This is a genomic window from Phenylobacterium sp. LjRoot219 (assembly GCF_964252995.1).
In the GTDB taxonomy this organism is placed as follows: Bacteria; Pseudomonadota; Alphaproteobacteria; order Caulobacterales; family Caulobacteraceae; genus Phenylobacterium.
In genome coordinates, this window is the sequence record NZ_CAXUQI020000002.1 from 1092020 (window position 1) to 1106809 (window position 14790).

A 14790-nucleotide genomic window follows, 5' to 3' on the forward strand; every position below is an offset into this window, starting at 1 on the left:
CCGCGGCGCGTTGATCGGGAGCGGACGCCGTTCAGGCGGACGCTGGCGGCAATCCCGGTCGGCAGCCGCCGGGCGGGCCCGGGCCGCGGCCATAGACGTGGACGTAGTCGACCCGCAGCACGGACGGGTTGGGCGTCTTGTCGATCGGGAAGCCGCTGCCGAGGGCGAGGTTGACCAGCGGGTAGAGCGGGCCGTCCAGCTCCTTCGGCGTCGGCTGGCTCCAGACCGGCTTGCGGTCCAGGAAGAAGACGATCGCCTGGGGCGAGATGTCGACGCCGTAGGTGTGGAAGTCGCGTTCGAGCGCGCCTTCCGGCACCTCGACCGTATGACCCTTGCCCCGGCGCAGCGCCTTGTCGCGATACCAGACGTGCAGCACCGCCCGGTAGCCTGACCGCAGGTGGCCGTAATACTCGATGACGTCGACTTCCACGGGCGCGTCCTTGGTGGTCTTCGCCGGCCGCAAGGCGGCGAGCCAGAAGGCGGGCCAGGTGCCGGCGCCGGTCGGCATCCGCATCCGCGTCTCGAAATAGCCGTAGCGGGTTCCGGCCCCGGCGCCGGTCGAGTCCGCCGCCGCGATCAGTCCGGACTGCCAGCGGCCCTCGGCGTCCTTGGAGGCGGTGATCGAGAGGACTCCATCCTTCACCGAAAAGGGGCCGTCCGGGCCCGGATCGGCGAACCGGGCGTCGCCGAAGTCGCCCCACCAGGGGGTGTGGGCCGTCCAGCGGGCCGGGCCGATCCGGTTGCGGTGGATGCTGAGGTCGTCGAAGTCCTCGATCAGCACCGGATGCAGCGCGCAGGGCCTCGCGGTCGCGGCCTCCGGCGCGCCGGCCGGGCCCGAGGTGAGCGAGGCGGCGGCGAGCGCCGCGATGGCCGAGACCCGCATGTCGCACCCCTCAGTCCGGCCCGCCGGCCGGCCCGGGTCGGGCGACGGCGAGCGCGCCGCGGGCGAGGTGGCCGGTTTGCAGCGCGCCGAGCCAAAGCCAGCGGGAGGCCGGGAAGCGATCGACGACGGCGCCTTCGCGCCAGAGGCTGTGCTTGATCTCGGCGAGACGGGCGCGGAGCCCCGGTCGGCTCACGATTGAGACGGTCTCGTCGCGGCCGAAGTCGCGCGACCGCTCGCCGAGGCCGAGGATCTTCCGGTCCTTGGGGCCCGGCCAGACGATGGCGTCATGCAGTCGCTGCCAGGCGGCCGGCGCGTCGGCGTAGATCTGCTCGGCCGCGCGTCTGGGCGGCAGCGCCCGCAGATAGCTCAGGACCCCGGCGAACAGCTCGCCGGCCTGGCCCTCCAGTCTCCCCTGCCACCCGTCACGTTCGAGGTTGGAGCGGGCGCTCTGGCCGTGCTCGGCGAACGCCACCACGCTGGGCAGGGCAGGTTCGAGGCAGGACTCGATCAGGTGCCAATGCCGCAGCACCGCCGTTCGCGGCGCAAACCCGCGGTAGCCACCCGCCTCGACGGAGAGGCCGACGGTGACCGGGAAGTGGCTCTCGGAGAAGCCCTTGTAGTTGCAACGCGCGAACAGCAGGCAGAGCCAGTGGTAGTCCGGCAGGCCGGCGCGCAGCAGTCGTACGGTGCTGCCGTAGAGCCCGGTGTCGCACAAAAGGACGCTGCAGGTGGCACCGGCGACCGTGGTGAGGTGCTGCTGAAAAAGGCGGTTCTGCTCAGCCAGCTCCGCGCGCAGCATCCGCCCCCGCGCGCTCTCCTCGGCGAGCAGCTCAGCGAGGGCGCGGGGCGTGAACGGGGTGTCGGCCGCCGCGTCCAGCAGCAGGTCGCGCTGCGTCAGCGCCCGGACCACACCTCCGAGCGTGTCGCCGGCGAACTCCCGGCCAAGCTCCTCGTAGGCGGCCGCCGAGCCGTTCGCCAGCGCGGTGCGCGCCGCGACGAGCCGCGAGACCATGAGGTCGGCGCAGGGAACCGGGCAGGGCAGCTCCGCGGCCTCGAGGAAGGCCTGATAGATCAGCCGCAGCCTGAACCCGCCGCGCGCGCAGAACAGCAGGGTGGCGGTCTCGCCCGGCTCTCTGGCGAGCAGGAACAGGTGCAGGCGCAGCGCGAATTCGCCGAAGACCGGCCCCAGCACCGACCGGCCGAAGGCTTCGACCGGATCATCCGGCGTCCGGCTCATACGGCCATTCCGATGACTGGCAGAGCCGAGCGCAGCAGGAGGCGATCGAGCTTGCGCAGCAGCTTCATGCGCCGCCGCGGCAGCCAGCGGGACTGCAGGCCCGCCAGGCGAGCCATGTCGAGGTCGGCGGTCCGATCGTCCCCGAGATGCAGCACCCGGTGCGGGGCTGCGCGCTCCATCTCCAGCACCGCTCCGAACAGGTGGGAGCTGCGTTTGGTGAGGTTGAGTTCGGCGCTGCAGTAGACGGCGTCCAGCGGATGACCGGGCGCCAGACGGTCGAGCAGCTCGCACAAGCTGTCACGGGGCAGATAGATGTCCGAGATGGCGATGATCCGCGTGCCCGCGGCGCGCAGCTCCGCAAGCTGCCGCAGCAGCCGGCGGTTGGGGCGCAGGTGAGACGCCTCGAACCGCAACTCGGCGGCCGCGAGAATTTCGGCGGCGCAGGGCGGCAGGCCGAGGATCGTCGTCTGCAGCTCAAGGATCCGGGCCAGCGGCACGTCGCCGTGCGGACAGGCGATCTGCAGCGCGCGGTAGGTCAGCCGCTGGGCGTCCAGCCGCGACTGGAGCAGGGCGGCGACCGAGGTCGCGTAGCCGACGCGCGCCAGGCTCTCGCCGGCCAGGCGCGCCGTCAGCAGAAAGCGGCGACGTTCGCAGCGGTGGTCGCGCAGCAGGATGGTGTCGAAGAGGTCGACGCTGACGAGATCGATCGCCTCAGGTTCAAAGCGCAGCTTCACCGGGGCAGCCTCTTTGCAGTCGAGCCGCCAGCCGGCGCTACGGCACGGCGCGCCGTCAACGCCGACCGGCGCGCCGCGGCGAGCCGTCCGCGAGATGCCCCGATCGCCGCATCCGGCGAGACCGAAGCCCGAATCCGGGCGCTCGCCGCGGCGCGGCGCGGCGTCGAGCCATGCCGATCGCGCCGCTGCCGGACTTGCGGGCCTAGCTTGGGGCGCGCCGCGGGCTGGCGGCGCGTCCTTGGGCGCGGCCGATGGCGATCTTTCCGGTAATCCTGTCCGGCGGTTCGGGCTCGCGGCTGTGGCCGCTGTCGCGCGAGAGCTTCCCCAAACAGCTGCTGCCGCTGGCCGGCGAGCGCACCATGCTGCAGGAGACTGCGCTCAGGGTCGCCGATCCGGCCCGGTTCCATCCGGTGACGGTGATCGCCAACGCCGAGCACCGCTTCGTCATCGCCGAGCAGTTGCGCGAGATCGGCCAGGGCCAGCCGACGATCGTGCTGGAGCCGGTCGCCCGCAACACCGCCCCGGCGGTCGCGGCCGCGGCGCTGATCGCCAGCCAGCAGGACCCCGACGCGCTGATCCTGGTGATGCCCGCCGACCACGCCGTGCCCGACGCCGCCGGCTTCCTGGCCGCGATCGACGCCGGCGTGCCAGCCGCCGAAGGCGGCGCGCTGGTGCTGTTCGGCATCCAGCCCGACAGCCCGGCGACCGGCTACGGCTACATCCGCGCCGGCGCGACCCTGACCGGCGCTGCGCACAAGGTCGACGCCTTCGTCGAGAAGCCGGACCTGGCGACCGCCGAGGGCTATCTGGCCGAAGGCCGCTACTCCTGGAACAGCGGCATCTTCCTGCTGCCGGCCAAGTCGGTGATCGCCGAGCTGGAGACCCACGCGCCGGCGGTGCTGGCCGCGGTGCGGGCCGCGCTCCACGCCGCCCAGCGCGACATGGATTTCCTGCGGCTCGATCCCGACGCCTTCGCCCAGAGCCCGTCGATCTCGATCGACCATGCGGTGATGGAGCGGACCAAGCAGGCCGCGGTCGTAGCCTCCAGCTTCGCCTGGAGCGACGTCGGCGCCTGGTCGGCGCTGTGGCGGCTGGCCGACCGCAACGAGGACGACAATGTCGAGCTCGGCGACGTGCTGACCGAGGACACCCGCGGCTCGTACCTCCGCAGCGAAGGCCCGTTGATCGCCACCGTCGGCGTCGAGAACCTGATCGTCGTCGCCACCCAGGACGCGGTGCTGATCGCCCATCGCGACCGCGACCAGGACGTCAAGACGCTGGTCGAGCGGCTGAAGGCCTCGAACCACAACAGCGCCGTGCAGACCCGCCGGGTCTATCGCCCGTGGGGCTCCTACGAAGGCGTCACCGAAGGTGAGCGGTTCCAGGTCAAGCGGATCACCGTCAACCCGGGGCACAAGCTTAGCCTGCAGAAGCACTTCCACCGCGCCGAGCACTGGGTGGTGGTGAACGGCACGGCGGTGGTGCACCTCGACGGCGAGGAGAAGTTGCTCGGCGAAAACCAGAGCATCTACATCCCGCTGGGCGCGGTGCACCGGCTGGGCAATCCCGGCAAGGTGCCGCTCAACCTGATCGAGGTGCAGTCCGGGCCGTACCTGGGCGAGGACGACATCGTCCGCTTCGAGGACGTCTACGCGCGGGCTTAATCGCGTGGGCCTCAGGTTCGAGGCTAGGATGCCCGGCTGTGTACGGGCAGAGCCGCCGAGGCGGGACTATTGCCCTCGTCTCTCTAGGAGCCGGCAAGCGCGCGCCGAAACTCGCTCGCAAGAGGCTCACAAATTGCTGTCGCGCTTGCTCCGCCGCGCGGTGCCGGCCTAGAAAGATAGTGAACGCTATCATTGCGGAGCGCCCGATGAGCGCCGAGATCGATCCCAGCCTGCGGACCTATCTCGCGCCGCTCGAGGACGCCGTTGCGGAGCTGGCCAACACCTGGCGGCCTGATGATCCGGCCTATCGCGCCGACGTCTACCCCCAGACGATGACGAGCCTGTCGTACAGCTATTTCGCCTACTTCCATGCGACGCCGGAACATCCCGACTGGGCGCCGCTCTGGAACCCCGTCTACACGCTGCAGCCCAATCCCGACGACATCTACCTCTACAGCCCGATCCGCGGCGACCTGACCTATCGGGTCTCCGGCAACCGCGGCACGGTGCACATCCTGAGCTTCACCACCCAGACCTTCATGTCGGGCATGGTGGACGATATCTCGCTGATCGGCGGGCACAACGAGATCGACGACAAGGACCTCGTCTTCGCGCCCAACGGGGATTTCGAGGTGATCTTCAGCGCCGAACGGCCCACGGGCCACACCGGCAACTGGGCGCGGATCGATCCGAGGGCCGGCGGCATGATGGTGCGCTATCGCAGCTACGACTGGGAGACCGAGGTCGATCCCACGCTGAGCATCGAATGCCTGGATCCGGTCCCGCCCAAGCCGCGCCTGACGCCGGACGAGATCCTCGCGCGCATCACCGAGATGGCCAAGTTCCCGGCCCGCAAGACCCGCAGCTACTACCGCATGCAGAACGGGGTGAAGGCGCGCGTGGGCTTCAACGTCTTCGAGCCGATCCGCATGAAGGGCGCGCTCGCCAAACAGGTCTACTGGCCGGCCTGCTTCCAGCTGGACGACGGCGAGGCCCTGATCATCGAGACCGACCTGCCGGAGCGGCGGCCCTACTGGAACATCCAGCTCAACGACCCCTATTTCAACGCCTTGGAATACGTCTACCGCCTGTCCAGCACCAACGGCCACTTCGCTAAGGTCAGCTCCGATGGCCGGTTCCGCGCCGTGATCGCGCTAGAAGACCCGGGCGTGCCCAACTGGCTCGATCCGGCCGGGTACAAGGAGGGCGGCATCTACGGACGCTGGTTCGATTGCGACAGCGAACCCCTGCCGACCATCAAGCGCGTGAAGCTCGCGGAGTTGCGCGACCAGCTGCCGGCCGACACCCCGGTCGTGACCCCGGCGGAGCGCGCGGAGGAACTGCGCCGCCGGATCCGCGCCTGTCAGCGACGCCGACGCTGGTGAGAGGACGCGAGGCGTCCGCCTCTCAGCCTGCCGGAAGGTTGACGAGCGCGCCGCCGTTCGCCGCCGAGACGCGGATGGCGTCGAGCACCTCCATGCAGGCCACGCCGTCGGCGAAGGTCGGTAGCGGCACGCCGCTCGCCGGCGCGCCACCTTCGATCAGGCTTCGCCATGCCTCACAGAGACGCGTGTAGGGCGCGAGTTCGACGTAGGAGAGCATCTGCCACTCGGCGGTCTGCTGGCGTGGGTCGCTGCTCGCCGGCGGCGGGGGCGGCAGTGCGAGGTCCGGCGGGGTCTGCGCCTCCTGCGTACCCTGGCGATCCGCGATCCAGACCGTCTCGCCGTCGAGCCACGCCGTACCGTCCGTCCCGGCGATGCGGACCGTGTTCGCCAGAGGGCCGAACGCCCCCGCAGTCTGCTGCAGCACGCCTTCCGCGCCATTGGCGAGACGGAACCGCACCACGAAGGAATCCTCGGCCCCCTCCTGCGGGCAGGTGACCCGCGGCAAGGCGGCGCTTACCGAAGCGAACTCGCCGGCCCAGCTGCGGATCCAGTCCACCCAGTGCGAACCCGCCGCGCCGAGCCAGCCGCCGCCGGCCTGCGGATCCAGCCACCAGGGCGGCAATTGCACATCGGAACTGGAGGCGTACTGCAGGAACTGGGTGAGCGTCAGGAAGCGTGGCTCGCCGATGCGTCCCTGGGAGATCGCCCGGGCGAGCGTCGCCCGCTCGGGCGTCCAGCGGAACTCGTGGCCGACCAGGTGGACGACGCCGGCGCGCTGGGCCGCCTGCAGCATGGTCCGCGCCTCCGCCCCGTCCCTGGCGAAGGGCTTTTCGCAAAGCACGTGACAGCCGCGCGCGAGGGCCGTGAGGACCAGCGGGGCGTGCAGGTGCGGCGGGGGCGCGACGGCCACGGCGACCGCATTCGTGCGGGTGATCGCCTCGTCGAGATCGACGAAGGCCTGCGCCACCCCGTTGGCCGCAGCGCGTTCCGCGGTCCGCGCGGGGTCCGCGCCGACCAGGCCCACCACCTCGAAGCCGGCGGCCCTGAGGGCGGGGACCTGGATCCGGCAGCCGAAGCCTGTGCCGACGACGAGGACGGGCGGGGCGGTTTGCACGGGGGGATCGTAGTTCGGGTTCATCCAGGCCTGCCGACAACGTCGCCCATTGGAAGCCTCCTCGGCGTCAGCGAGTGCGCGGCTGGTTTCGCCGGGCGGTTAGATAGTGACTGCTATCTTATTGCCGTACGCCTCATCCGCAAGCCGGTGATCGGCGGGCGACCGGGGCCGGGCGATCAACTATCCAGGTCTGAAAGCAGGCGCGTCGCCGCCGCGACGCATCGGGCGAGGCTCTCCCGCGGTTCGACGCCGGCCTCGGCCTCGGACCGCAGCGGGATCTCCAGGCCGACGATGCGGTCGCGCGGCAAGGCCGCCAGCATCTCGCGCAGCGGCAGCTCGCCGTCGCCCGGCGCGAGGCGCTGATACATGGCTTCCTCGAGGTAGTCGGGGATGACCGGCTGTAGCGGGCAGTCGCACAGCTGGACGTAGCCAATGGCCTCCGGCTTGATCGCCGCAAGATCCTGGGCGGCCGCGCCGCAGCGGCCGACGTGCATGGTGTCGATCATCAGCCGCAGGTCGGGCCGGCCCACCGCCTGGACGATCCGGTGCGCGGTCGCCAAGTCAGCCACGGCGAAAATCGGCACGAACTCGATCATGGTCTCGATGCCGAACTCCGCGGCGGTCTCGGCGAGCACGCCGAACTGCTCCACGTTGCGCTGGAAGTCGGGCTCGAAGCTGACGGAGTTGACGCGCGTGGCCCCGAGTTCGGCCATGGCTTCGAAGTTGGCGAGATTGGCCGCGCGGGCGTCGGCGCCGGGCTGCACCAGGAAGCCTTCCCCGCCCGACAGCGAGACGCCGCAGTCGTCCATCGCCCGGATCATCTCGCGACGGGCGCCGGCGTCGCGCAGCGACCAGCCGGCGTAGCCGTGCGGGTTGTAGTCCATCGGTTGCAGACCGGTCGTGATGTGCCGCACGCCGAGGTCGCGGGCGAGTTCGACAAAGGCGACCGGCGGCATGCCGAAGACGCTGATGAATTCGATGCCCAACCTGTCCATGTTGAATCCGCCTTGGGCCTGCGCACCGTCGGGTACGCCGGCAGGTTAGAGAGCGACCACAAGCTTGTCAGCGGGCGCTGCGCTTTCCGACATGGCCAAACACCACGACGATGAAGAGCCGTGGCCTGAACACTCGGAGCGCGCTGGCAGGGTGATTGTCTGCGCGGCGGGGCGCGCCGACTGCAGCGACGGCTGCGCCTGTCCAAACTTCGGCTTCTGGCGCAGCGCGACCCCATTAGTCCCCTGTGGATGTACCCGTAGAGGAGGGGATGCTCGCCGCTCTGACAGCAGCCGCCGACGGTTTCGCCCCCACTGGCAGGGGGCGGTTCTATGCTTCCGACGCATCCGGCCGTGTGCGCCTTCCACAATATCCTAGTTACCTAGGACGTTGCCTAGGCCGCGCCTGGGGTGCTCGCCCAGACTGCGCCCCAGCCGCCCGGGAGGGCGCATTACCTATTGAATTGGAAAGAAAATCTCGCCGCCGGCCGATGGTCGGAGCGGCGGGATTCGAACCCACGACCCCTTGACCCCCAGTCAAGTGCGCTACCAGACTGCGCTACGCTCCGTGGCCCAGCGGCGAGGCGGCTCTTCTAACCGGTCGGCTGAGCAGGGCAAGCGCAAACTGCGGCGGGCCGGACGCGGGGTTAGAAATCAGCGCCCGCTGTTCATCCAGCGGATAAACGGCAGGATCGGCACGCCCCAGCCGAGGCCGGCGACCACGTAGAAGATCGTCTGCACCAGCATGTTGTCGGGCAGGTGATCGGCGATTTTCGAGGCGACGACGGCGTAGGCCGCCACGAAGGCGATAATGCCGAAAACACCGATGAATTTGCGGACGCGCGCTGTCATGCCCGCCTCATAGCGGGGCGCAGGCTGCGGCGGAAGCGTGGACGCGGCGGCATTTTCCGGGTAGCCAGCCGGCCACGTTCAGACGGAAAGGGCGCCGCTTCCGCCCCATGACTTCGTTCCTGCGTTCCGATCGTTCGCGCGCCGTCGCGATCTGGCTGTTCGCCGTGGCCGCGCTGGTCCTGGCGATGGTCGTCGTCGGCGGCTCGACTCGCCTCACCGGCTCCGGCCTTTCCATCACCGAATGGAAACCGGTCACCGGGGCGATTCCGCCGCTCAGCGAGTCCCACTGGGAAGCCGAGTTTACCCGCTACCGGAACATCCCCCAGTACCAGCAGCTCAACCGTGGCATGACCCTGGCGGAGTTCAAGGGGATCTACTGGTGGGAGTGGAGCCACCGGCTGCTCGGGCGGCTGGTCGGGCTGGTGTTCTTCGTGCCCTTCGTCGTCTTCATGATCCGCCGGGAGATCCCCCGGCGATTGCTGCTCCGGCTGGCCGGGCTGTTCGTGCTCGGCGGGCTGCAGGGGCTGGTCGGCTGGTGGATGGTCGCCAGCGGGCTGGTCAACCGGGTCTATGTCGCGCCGGAGCGGCTGATGATCCACCTGGGGCTGGCGTTCGCGCTGCTCGGCGCGCTGGTCTGGACCGCGCTCGACGCCTGGGCCGGCGGCGCCCGCCAGACCTTGCCGAGCCCTTGGGGCCGGCGGGGGCTGTGGCTCACCGGCCTGATCTTCTTCCAGGTGCTGCTGGGCGCGCTGGTCGCCGGCAACCATGCGGGCCTGATCTACAATGACTGGCCGCTGATGAACGGCCGCTTCTTCCCGGCCGACTACGCCGGGCCGGGGTTCTGGCCGACGGTCGCGCACAGCCAGGCCGCGGTGCAGCTGCATCACCGCCTGGTCGCCTATCTGCTGACCGGGGTCGCGATCGTCTTCGGCGTCGCCGCCTGGCGCTCGAGCTATCTGGCCCGGGATTCCAAGCTGCTGGCGCTGGCGGTGACCGTCTCGGTGCTGGTCCAGGCGCTGCTGGGAATCGTCACCCTGATGGCCGTCGTGCCGATCGGCCTGGGGGTCGCCCACCAGGTGATGGCCGCCGCAACCCTGTGTCTGGCCGTGGCCTTCTCCTGGCGCGTTCGCCGGGTGTGAGGCAAGAAAAGCGCGGTATGATATTACCGCATATCACAAGGTGCGGAAAACATTGACGAAACTGGCGGGCGGAGGATTCTCGTCGCCTTGACTTCGTCGCCCGGTCTGGGCATATGCGCGCCTCAACTCGGGGCGTGTATCAGTCCCGACAAGCTAACGGATCGCACCCCATGATGAAGACCACGGCTTCGCTGAAGCCCGCCGAGGTCGAGAAGAAGTGGATCGTGATCGACGCCCAGGACGCCGTCGTCGGCCGCCTCGCGTCGTTCATCGCCAACCGTCTTCGCGGCAAGCATCGGCCCGACTACACCCCGCACGTCGACTGCGGCGACTTCGTCGTCGTCGTCAACGCCGACAAGGTGAAGTTCACCGGCCGCAAGCTGACCGACAAGATCTACTACTGGCACACCGGCCACCCGGGCGGGATCAAGGAACGCACCGCGGGCAAGATCCTCGGCGGCCGCTTCCCGGAGCGCGTGCTCGAGAAGGCCGTGGAGCGCATGCTGCCGAAGGAGAGCCCGCTGGCTCGCAAGCAGCTGACGCACCTGCGGATCTACAACGGCGCGGAGCATCCGCACGCCGCACAGAACCCCGAGACCATCGCGTTCGCCGATCTGAACGCCAAGAACGTGCGGAGCGCGTAGTAATGTCGGAAACCCCCACCACCACGGGCGAGGGCTTCGATGCCCTGCGCGGCTTGGGCACTGCAGCGGCCGAGGAAATCGTCCGCGAGCCCAAGATCGACGCGCAAGGCCGCTCCTACGCGACCGGCAAGCGGAAGAACGCGGTCGCCCGCGTTTGGATCAAGCCGGGCAAGGGCCAGATCACGATCAATGGCCGCGACCAGGAGATCTATTTTGCGCGCCCCGTGCTGCGCATGATGATCGCCCAGCCGCTGGAGATCGCGGACCGTCTCGGCCAGTTCGACGTCATCGTCTCGGTCGAAGGCTCGGGCCTGTCGGGCCAGGCCGGCGCGGTGCGTCACGGCATCGCCAAGGCGCTGACCTACTATGAGCCGGCCCTTCGCTCGGTCCTGAAGCCGCACGGCTTCCTGACCCGCGACCCGCGCGTCGTCGAACGGAAGAAGTACGGCAAGGCCAAGGCCCGCCGCAGCTTCCAGTTCTCGAAGCGCTAAGGCCGCGCGCGATCAGTCGCGTTTCGGAAGGGCGCTTCGGGCAACCGAAGCGCCCTTTCTTTTTGTTGTTTGTTGGTGAGGCGAACCCATGGCCCACACGGTTTTCATCGACGGCGAGGCCGGCACCACCGGCCTGCAGATCCGCCAGCGGCTGGAAGGCCGTCAGGACCTGGAGATCGTCTCCATCGATCCGGCGCGCCGCAAGGATCCGGCGGCCAAGGCGGAGCTGCTGAACGGCGTCGACGCCGTGGTCCTCTGCCTGCCGGACGACGCCGCGCGCGAGTCCGTGGCGATGATCACCAGCGACAAGGTCCGGGTGGTCGACGCTTCGACCGCGCACCGGGTTGCGCCGGGCTGGAGCTACGGGTTCGCGGAGATGGCCAAGTCGCAGCGCGCCGAGATCCGCGCCGCAACGCGGGTATCCAACCCGGGCTGCTATCCGACTGGCTTCATCGGCCTGATGCGGCCGCTGGTGGCCGCAGGCCTGGTGCCGGCCGACTTCCCGGCGACCGTCAACGCCATCTCCGGCTATTCCGGCGGCGGCCGCGGCCTGATCGAGGAGTTCGAGCAGAAGGCGGCGCCCGAGGGCTCGAACGACGCCTTCCGCACCTACGGTCTGAACCTGGCGCACAAGCACCTGGCCGAGATGCAGGCCTACGCCGGGCTCGCCCATCCGCCGCTGTTCGCGCCGTCGGTCGGCCGGTTCGCCCAGGGCATGATCGTCGAGGTTCCGCTGCAGCTCTGGGCGATGCCCGGGAAGCCCAGTCCGTCGGACCTGCACGTCGAGCTCGCCGCGGCCTACGCCGGCGAGGCCTTCGTCGAGGTGGCGAGCGGCCCGGAATGCGCCGAACTGCAGAAGACCCGCGCGGGCGCGGCGAATTTCGTCGGCGCGCTGGATCCGGAAGCGCTGAACGGCACCAACCGGATGAAGCTGTTCGTGTTCGGCAACATGAGCGGCGACCAGGCGCGGCTGGTGGCGCTGCTGGACAACCTCGGCAAGGGGGCGTCCGGCGCGGCGGTGCAGAACCTCAACCTGATGCTCGGCCTGGACGAGGCCGCGGGGCTTTAGGTCAACCAGCTTCGTCATCCCGGACGGCCTGCAAGGCCGATCCGGGACCCAGGGGCCGTGCGCACCGCCCTGGATCCCGCCTCTTCAGCCCGCGAGCGGGCTTTCGGCCGGGATGACGAGAACAATGACGTTCGCGCGACGCCTTGCATCCGCCATCTGGCCGGCGCGTAATCGGCGCATGAGCCTCGATCGACGTAGCTTCGTGCTGACCGCTGCGGTCGCCGCGCTCGTTCCGGGCGCCGCGGTCTGCGCCGACAAGTACGCCAGCTCGCCCTGGCGCAAGCTGTCCGACGCCGAGTGGAAGAAGAAGCTCGCGCCGGCCGCCTATCAGGTGCTGCGCCACGAGGGCACAGAGCGGCCGGGCTCAAGCCCGCTTCTGAAGGAACACCGCAAGGGCGTCTTTGTCTGCGGCGGTTGCGGCCTGGCGCTGTTCAAGTCGGACTGGAAGTTCGAGAGCGGCACGGGCTGGCCAAGCTTCTACACCGCCTTGCCCGGCGCGCTGGCGCGGAAGACCGACTACAAGATCGGCCTGCCGCGGACCGAATACCACTGCGCCCAGTGTCTGGGGCACCAGGGCCACGTCTTCGACGACGGCCCCAAGCCGACCGGCCTGCGCTACTGCAACAATGGCGCGGCGCTGAAGTTCGCGCCGGCCTGAGGTCAGGTCGGCCGCACCGGGCCGCGGCCGTCGTCGATATCCCCGTCGCTTGCGGCCTGATCGTCGGGCTGGCGCACGCGGCCGGCGCCGGCGATCTGGGTCTCCAGCCGCTTGGGCCGGGTCAGCAGGTCGACTTCGCCCAGGCCGGAGATCTGCACCCGGGCCCAATCGGTCGGCCCGACCGTCGCTTCGCCGGCGCCGCTGATGTTGATGTCGGCGCCGGTGGTCTTCAGGTCGGCGAGGTCGGCCTCGCCGTGGCCCGAGACACTGAGGCGAACGGTCTGGGTCTGGCCGGCCGCCTTGATCTCGGCGTGGCCGTTGGCGACCAGGGTGAGTTCATCCTGCTGGTAGCCGGTGATGCTCAGCTCATCGGCGCCGTTCAGCTCGAAGCGGGTGACGGCGGGGGCGGTCAGGGTGATGTGCAGCTTCGCCCCGCGTGGCCCGCCGTTGGGCAGGGTGATCCGGCCGCCTTCGACGCGCACTCGGTTGAGGGTGTGGGCCGGCGCGCGGATCGTCAGCTTCGCCGGGCCGGGGGCCTGCACATAATCGATCTCGGCCGGCGCGTTGACCTCCAGCCGGTCGCCGCTCCAGGGCAGGTCGCGCTGGGTCTGCGGGCCGCTGTCGTGCGTGGAGCTGCGCCAGGTGTGCGGGCCGTGGTCGTCGTCCCAGACGCCGTCCCAGCCCCAGCTCCAGACGCCGCGGGCCATGGCTTCGGGGCCGCCGATGGCGACGGCGGCGGAGATGCAGGCCACCGAGGTGAGGAAGCCGGCGATGATGATGACGATGAGGGCGCGGACCATCAGACGGCTCCTTCCGACTGGGGCTTCAGCGCCGGCTTCAGCAGGCGGTAGTGCAGCCGCCCGTACCAGACCAGCGCGTTGACGAGACCGACGCCGACGAGGATCACGAGGGCGCCAAGCGCGGTGGCGCCGGACATGATGCCCAGCCCGCCGAGGATTGCTGCGGCCGGCCCGCCCGGCACGTCGCCGAACGGTCCGGCGGCGAACAGCGCGCCGCCGGCGAACAGGCCGCCGATCGCGGCCATCGCCAGGCCGAACAGCACGCCGCCGACCGTCATCAGGATGGGCAGCAGCACGAACAGGTCGAGCGCGCCCAGGCCGATCACCGCGAACAGGGCGGCGATCGCGCCGGAGGGGCTGCGCTCCTCCTCCCAGCGCTTCAGGCCGATCTCGGCGCGCAGTTCGCGCGCCAGCCGCCCGGGATCGCCCAGCGCCGTGGCCACGTCGGCCTCGCTCCGACCGGCGGCCTCGCCGTCGGTGAAGTGGGTTTCGTAGTCGGCGACGATCTCGTCGACGGACTGCGGCGGTAGTCCGCGCAGTCCGGCGCGCAGCCTGGCGATGAACGCCTGACGGGTCATTGGGCCCCTCCAAGAATGTCCTGCATCGCCTGGGAGAACGAGGCCCAGGCGGCCTTCTGCGAGCCGAAGCTCGTCCGGCCGGCGGCGGTCAGCCGGTAGTATTTGCGCGGCGGGCCGGATGAGGATTCCACCAGATAGGTCTCCACCAGGCCGTCGTTCTGCAGCCGTCGCATCAACGGATAAATGGTGCCTTCGCCCATGCCGATCGCGTCGGCCAGGCGGCTGGCGATCTCGTAGGCGTAGCTGTCGTGCTGCGAGAGCAGCGCCAGCACGCAGAGCTCGAGCGCGCCCTTCTTAAGCTGGATGTCGATGGCTTCGGGCACGCGGCGGCTCCTTCCGAGCCCCTAAGTACCGCAAGGTACCTGGCGTCGCAAGATAGCGATCATTAAAAGGTAGTTAGGCGCAGGGTCTACCTCCCCCGCCCGCCGAAGAGCCGGTTGTCGAGGGGGCAAGCCGCGCGCACGGCTGCTCCGCTTCGTTGTTGGAGTTCGGGGTTGGGGCTGTGTGGCCCTGCCGGCCGCTTGCCCCCTCCACCACGCGCTCTCCGGCG

The 14790-nt window shown here is 69.8% G+C and carries 16 protein-coding genes and 1 tRNA gene; 7 read left to right on the forward strand and 10 right to left on the reverse strand.

What is annotated here, in order from left to right:
- Positions 1–31: 31 nt before the first annotated feature.
- From ACSQ14_RS23075 to ACSQ14_RS23085, 3 genes are read right to left on the reverse strand one after another with little or no spacing between them, the layout of a single operon-like run.
- Positions 32–883: a glycoside hydrolase family 16 protein gene (locus ACSQ14_RS23075; protein WP_436016923.1), complete on the reverse strand. Its 852-nt coding sequence runs from the start codon at positions 881–883 to the stop codon at positions 32–34.
- A gap of 10 nt (positions 884–893) precedes the next feature.
- A complete protein-coding gene (locus tag ACSQ14_RS23080; protein ID WP_436016925.1) occupies positions 894–2120 on the reverse strand; it encodes a hypothetical protein in 1227 nt (408 codons plus the stop codon).
- The gene (locus ACSQ14_RS23085; protein ID WP_436016927.1) at positions 2117–2854 is read right to left on the reverse strand and encodes a hypothetical protein; all 738 of its coding nucleotides are present in this window, start codon (positions 2852–2854) and stop codon (positions 2117–2119) included. The genes ACSQ14_RS23080 and ACSQ14_RS23085 overlap by 4 nt, the downstream gene beginning before the upstream one ends.
- A 251-nt stretch (positions 2855–3105) precedes the next feature.
- Between ACSQ14_RS23085 and ACSQ14_RS23090 the strand changes: the two genes are divergently transcribed.
- On the forward strand, positions 3106–4518 hold the full coding sequence (locus tag ACSQ14_RS23090) for a mannose-1-phosphate guanylyltransferase/mannose-6-phosphate isomerase (protein WP_436016929.1): 1413 nt from the start codon (positions 3106–3108) through the stop codon (positions 4516–4518).
- A 206-nt stretch (positions 4519–4724) separates the two neighbouring features.
- Positions 4725–5903, forward strand: a complete 1179-nt coding sequence (locus tag ACSQ14_RS23095; RefSeq protein WP_436016931.1) for a hypothetical protein — start codon at positions 4725–4727, stop codon at positions 5901–5903.
- 22 nt (positions 5904–5925) lie between these two features.
- Here ACSQ14_RS23095 and ACSQ14_RS23100 read toward each other — a convergent pair whose 3' ends face one another.
- The 4 genes from ACSQ14_RS23100 to ACSQ14_RS23115 form a co-directional block, all read right to left on the reverse strand.
- Complete coding sequence (locus tag ACSQ14_RS23100; RefSeq protein WP_436016933.1) at positions 5926–7041, reverse strand: Gfo/Idh/MocA family protein; 1116 nt, start codon at positions 7039–7041, stop codon at positions 5926–5928.
- Positions 7042–7193: 152 nt separating this feature from the next.
- On the reverse strand, positions 7194–8012 hold the full coding sequence (locus tag ACSQ14_RS23105; RefSeq protein ID WP_436016935.1) for a sugar phosphate isomerase/epimerase family protein: 819 nt from the start codon (positions 8010–8012) through the stop codon (positions 7194–7196).
- A gap of 489 nt (positions 8013–8501) precedes the next feature.
- Positions 8502–8578: transfer RNA gene (locus ACSQ14_RS23110), tRNA-Pro, on the reverse strand.
- An 85-nt stretch (positions 8579–8663) separates the two neighbouring features.
- Positions 8664–8861 (reverse strand): DUF2842 domain-containing protein, encoded by a 198-nt coding sequence (locus tag ACSQ14_RS23115; protein ID WP_436016937.1) that lies wholly within the window; start codon positions 8859–8861, stop codon positions 8664–8666.
- A gap of 107 nt (positions 8862–8968) precedes the next feature.
- Between ACSQ14_RS23115 and ACSQ14_RS23120 the strand changes: the two genes are divergently transcribed.
- The 5 genes from ACSQ14_RS23120 (at position 8969) to msrB (ending at position 12862) form a co-directional block, all read left to right on the forward strand.
- The gene (locus ACSQ14_RS23120) at positions 8969–10000 is read left to right on the forward strand and encodes a COX15/CtaA family protein (RefSeq protein WP_436016939.1); all 1032 of its coding nucleotides are present in this window, start codon (positions 8969–8971) and stop codon (positions 9998–10000) included.
- Between the two features lie 170 nt (positions 10001–10170).
- Positions 10171–10644: a 50S ribosomal protein L13 gene (rplM, locus tag ACSQ14_RS23125; protein ID WP_436016941.1), complete on the forward strand. Its 474-nt coding sequence runs from the start codon at positions 10171–10173 to the stop codon at positions 10642–10644.
- Positions 10645–10646: 2 nt separating this feature from the next.
- Positions 10647–11135: a 30S ribosomal protein S9 gene (gene rpsI, locus ACSQ14_RS23130; protein WP_436016943.1), complete on the forward strand. Its 489-nt coding sequence runs from the start codon at positions 10647–10649 to the stop codon at positions 11133–11135.
- An 88-nt stretch (positions 11136–11223) separates the two neighbouring features.
- Positions 11224–12204, forward strand: coding sequence for an N-acetyl-gamma-glutamyl-phosphate reductase (gene argC, locus ACSQ14_RS23135; RefSeq protein WP_436016945.1), 981 nt, complete (start codon positions 11224–11226; stop codon positions 12202–12204).
- A gap of 178 nt (positions 12205–12382) precedes the next feature.
- The gene (gene msrB, locus ACSQ14_RS23140; protein ID WP_436016947.1) at positions 12383–12862 is read left to right on the forward strand and encodes a peptide-methionine (R)-S-oxide reductase MsrB; all 480 of its coding nucleotides are present in this window, start codon (positions 12383–12385) and stop codon (positions 12860–12862) included.
- A gap of 2 nt (positions 12863–12864) precedes the next feature.
- Here msrB and ACSQ14_RS23145 read toward each other — a convergent pair whose 3' ends face one another.
- From ACSQ14_RS23145 to ACSQ14_RS23155, 3 genes are read right to left on the reverse strand one after another with little or no spacing between them, the layout of a single operon-like run.
- Positions 12865–13662: a GIN domain-containing protein gene (locus tag ACSQ14_RS23145; protein WP_436016949.1), complete on the reverse strand. Its 798-nt coding sequence runs from the start codon at positions 13660–13662 to the stop codon at positions 12865–12867.
- Positions 13662–14240 carry a DUF1700 domain-containing protein gene (locus ACSQ14_RS23150; RefSeq protein WP_436016951.1) on the reverse strand — a complete coding sequence of 193 codons (579 nt, stop codon included), beginning with the start codon at positions 14238–14240 and terminating at the stop codon, positions 13662–13664. Before ACSQ14_RS23150 ends, ACSQ14_RS23145 begins: the two co-directional genes overlap by 1 nt.
- Complete coding sequence (locus tag ACSQ14_RS23155) at positions 14237–14563, reverse strand: PadR family transcriptional regulator (protein WP_436016953.1); 327 nt, start codon at positions 14561–14563, stop codon at positions 14237–14239. Before ACSQ14_RS23155 ends, ACSQ14_RS23150 begins: the two co-directional genes overlap by 4 nt.
- Between the last annotated feature and the right edge of the window lie 227 nt (positions 14564–14790).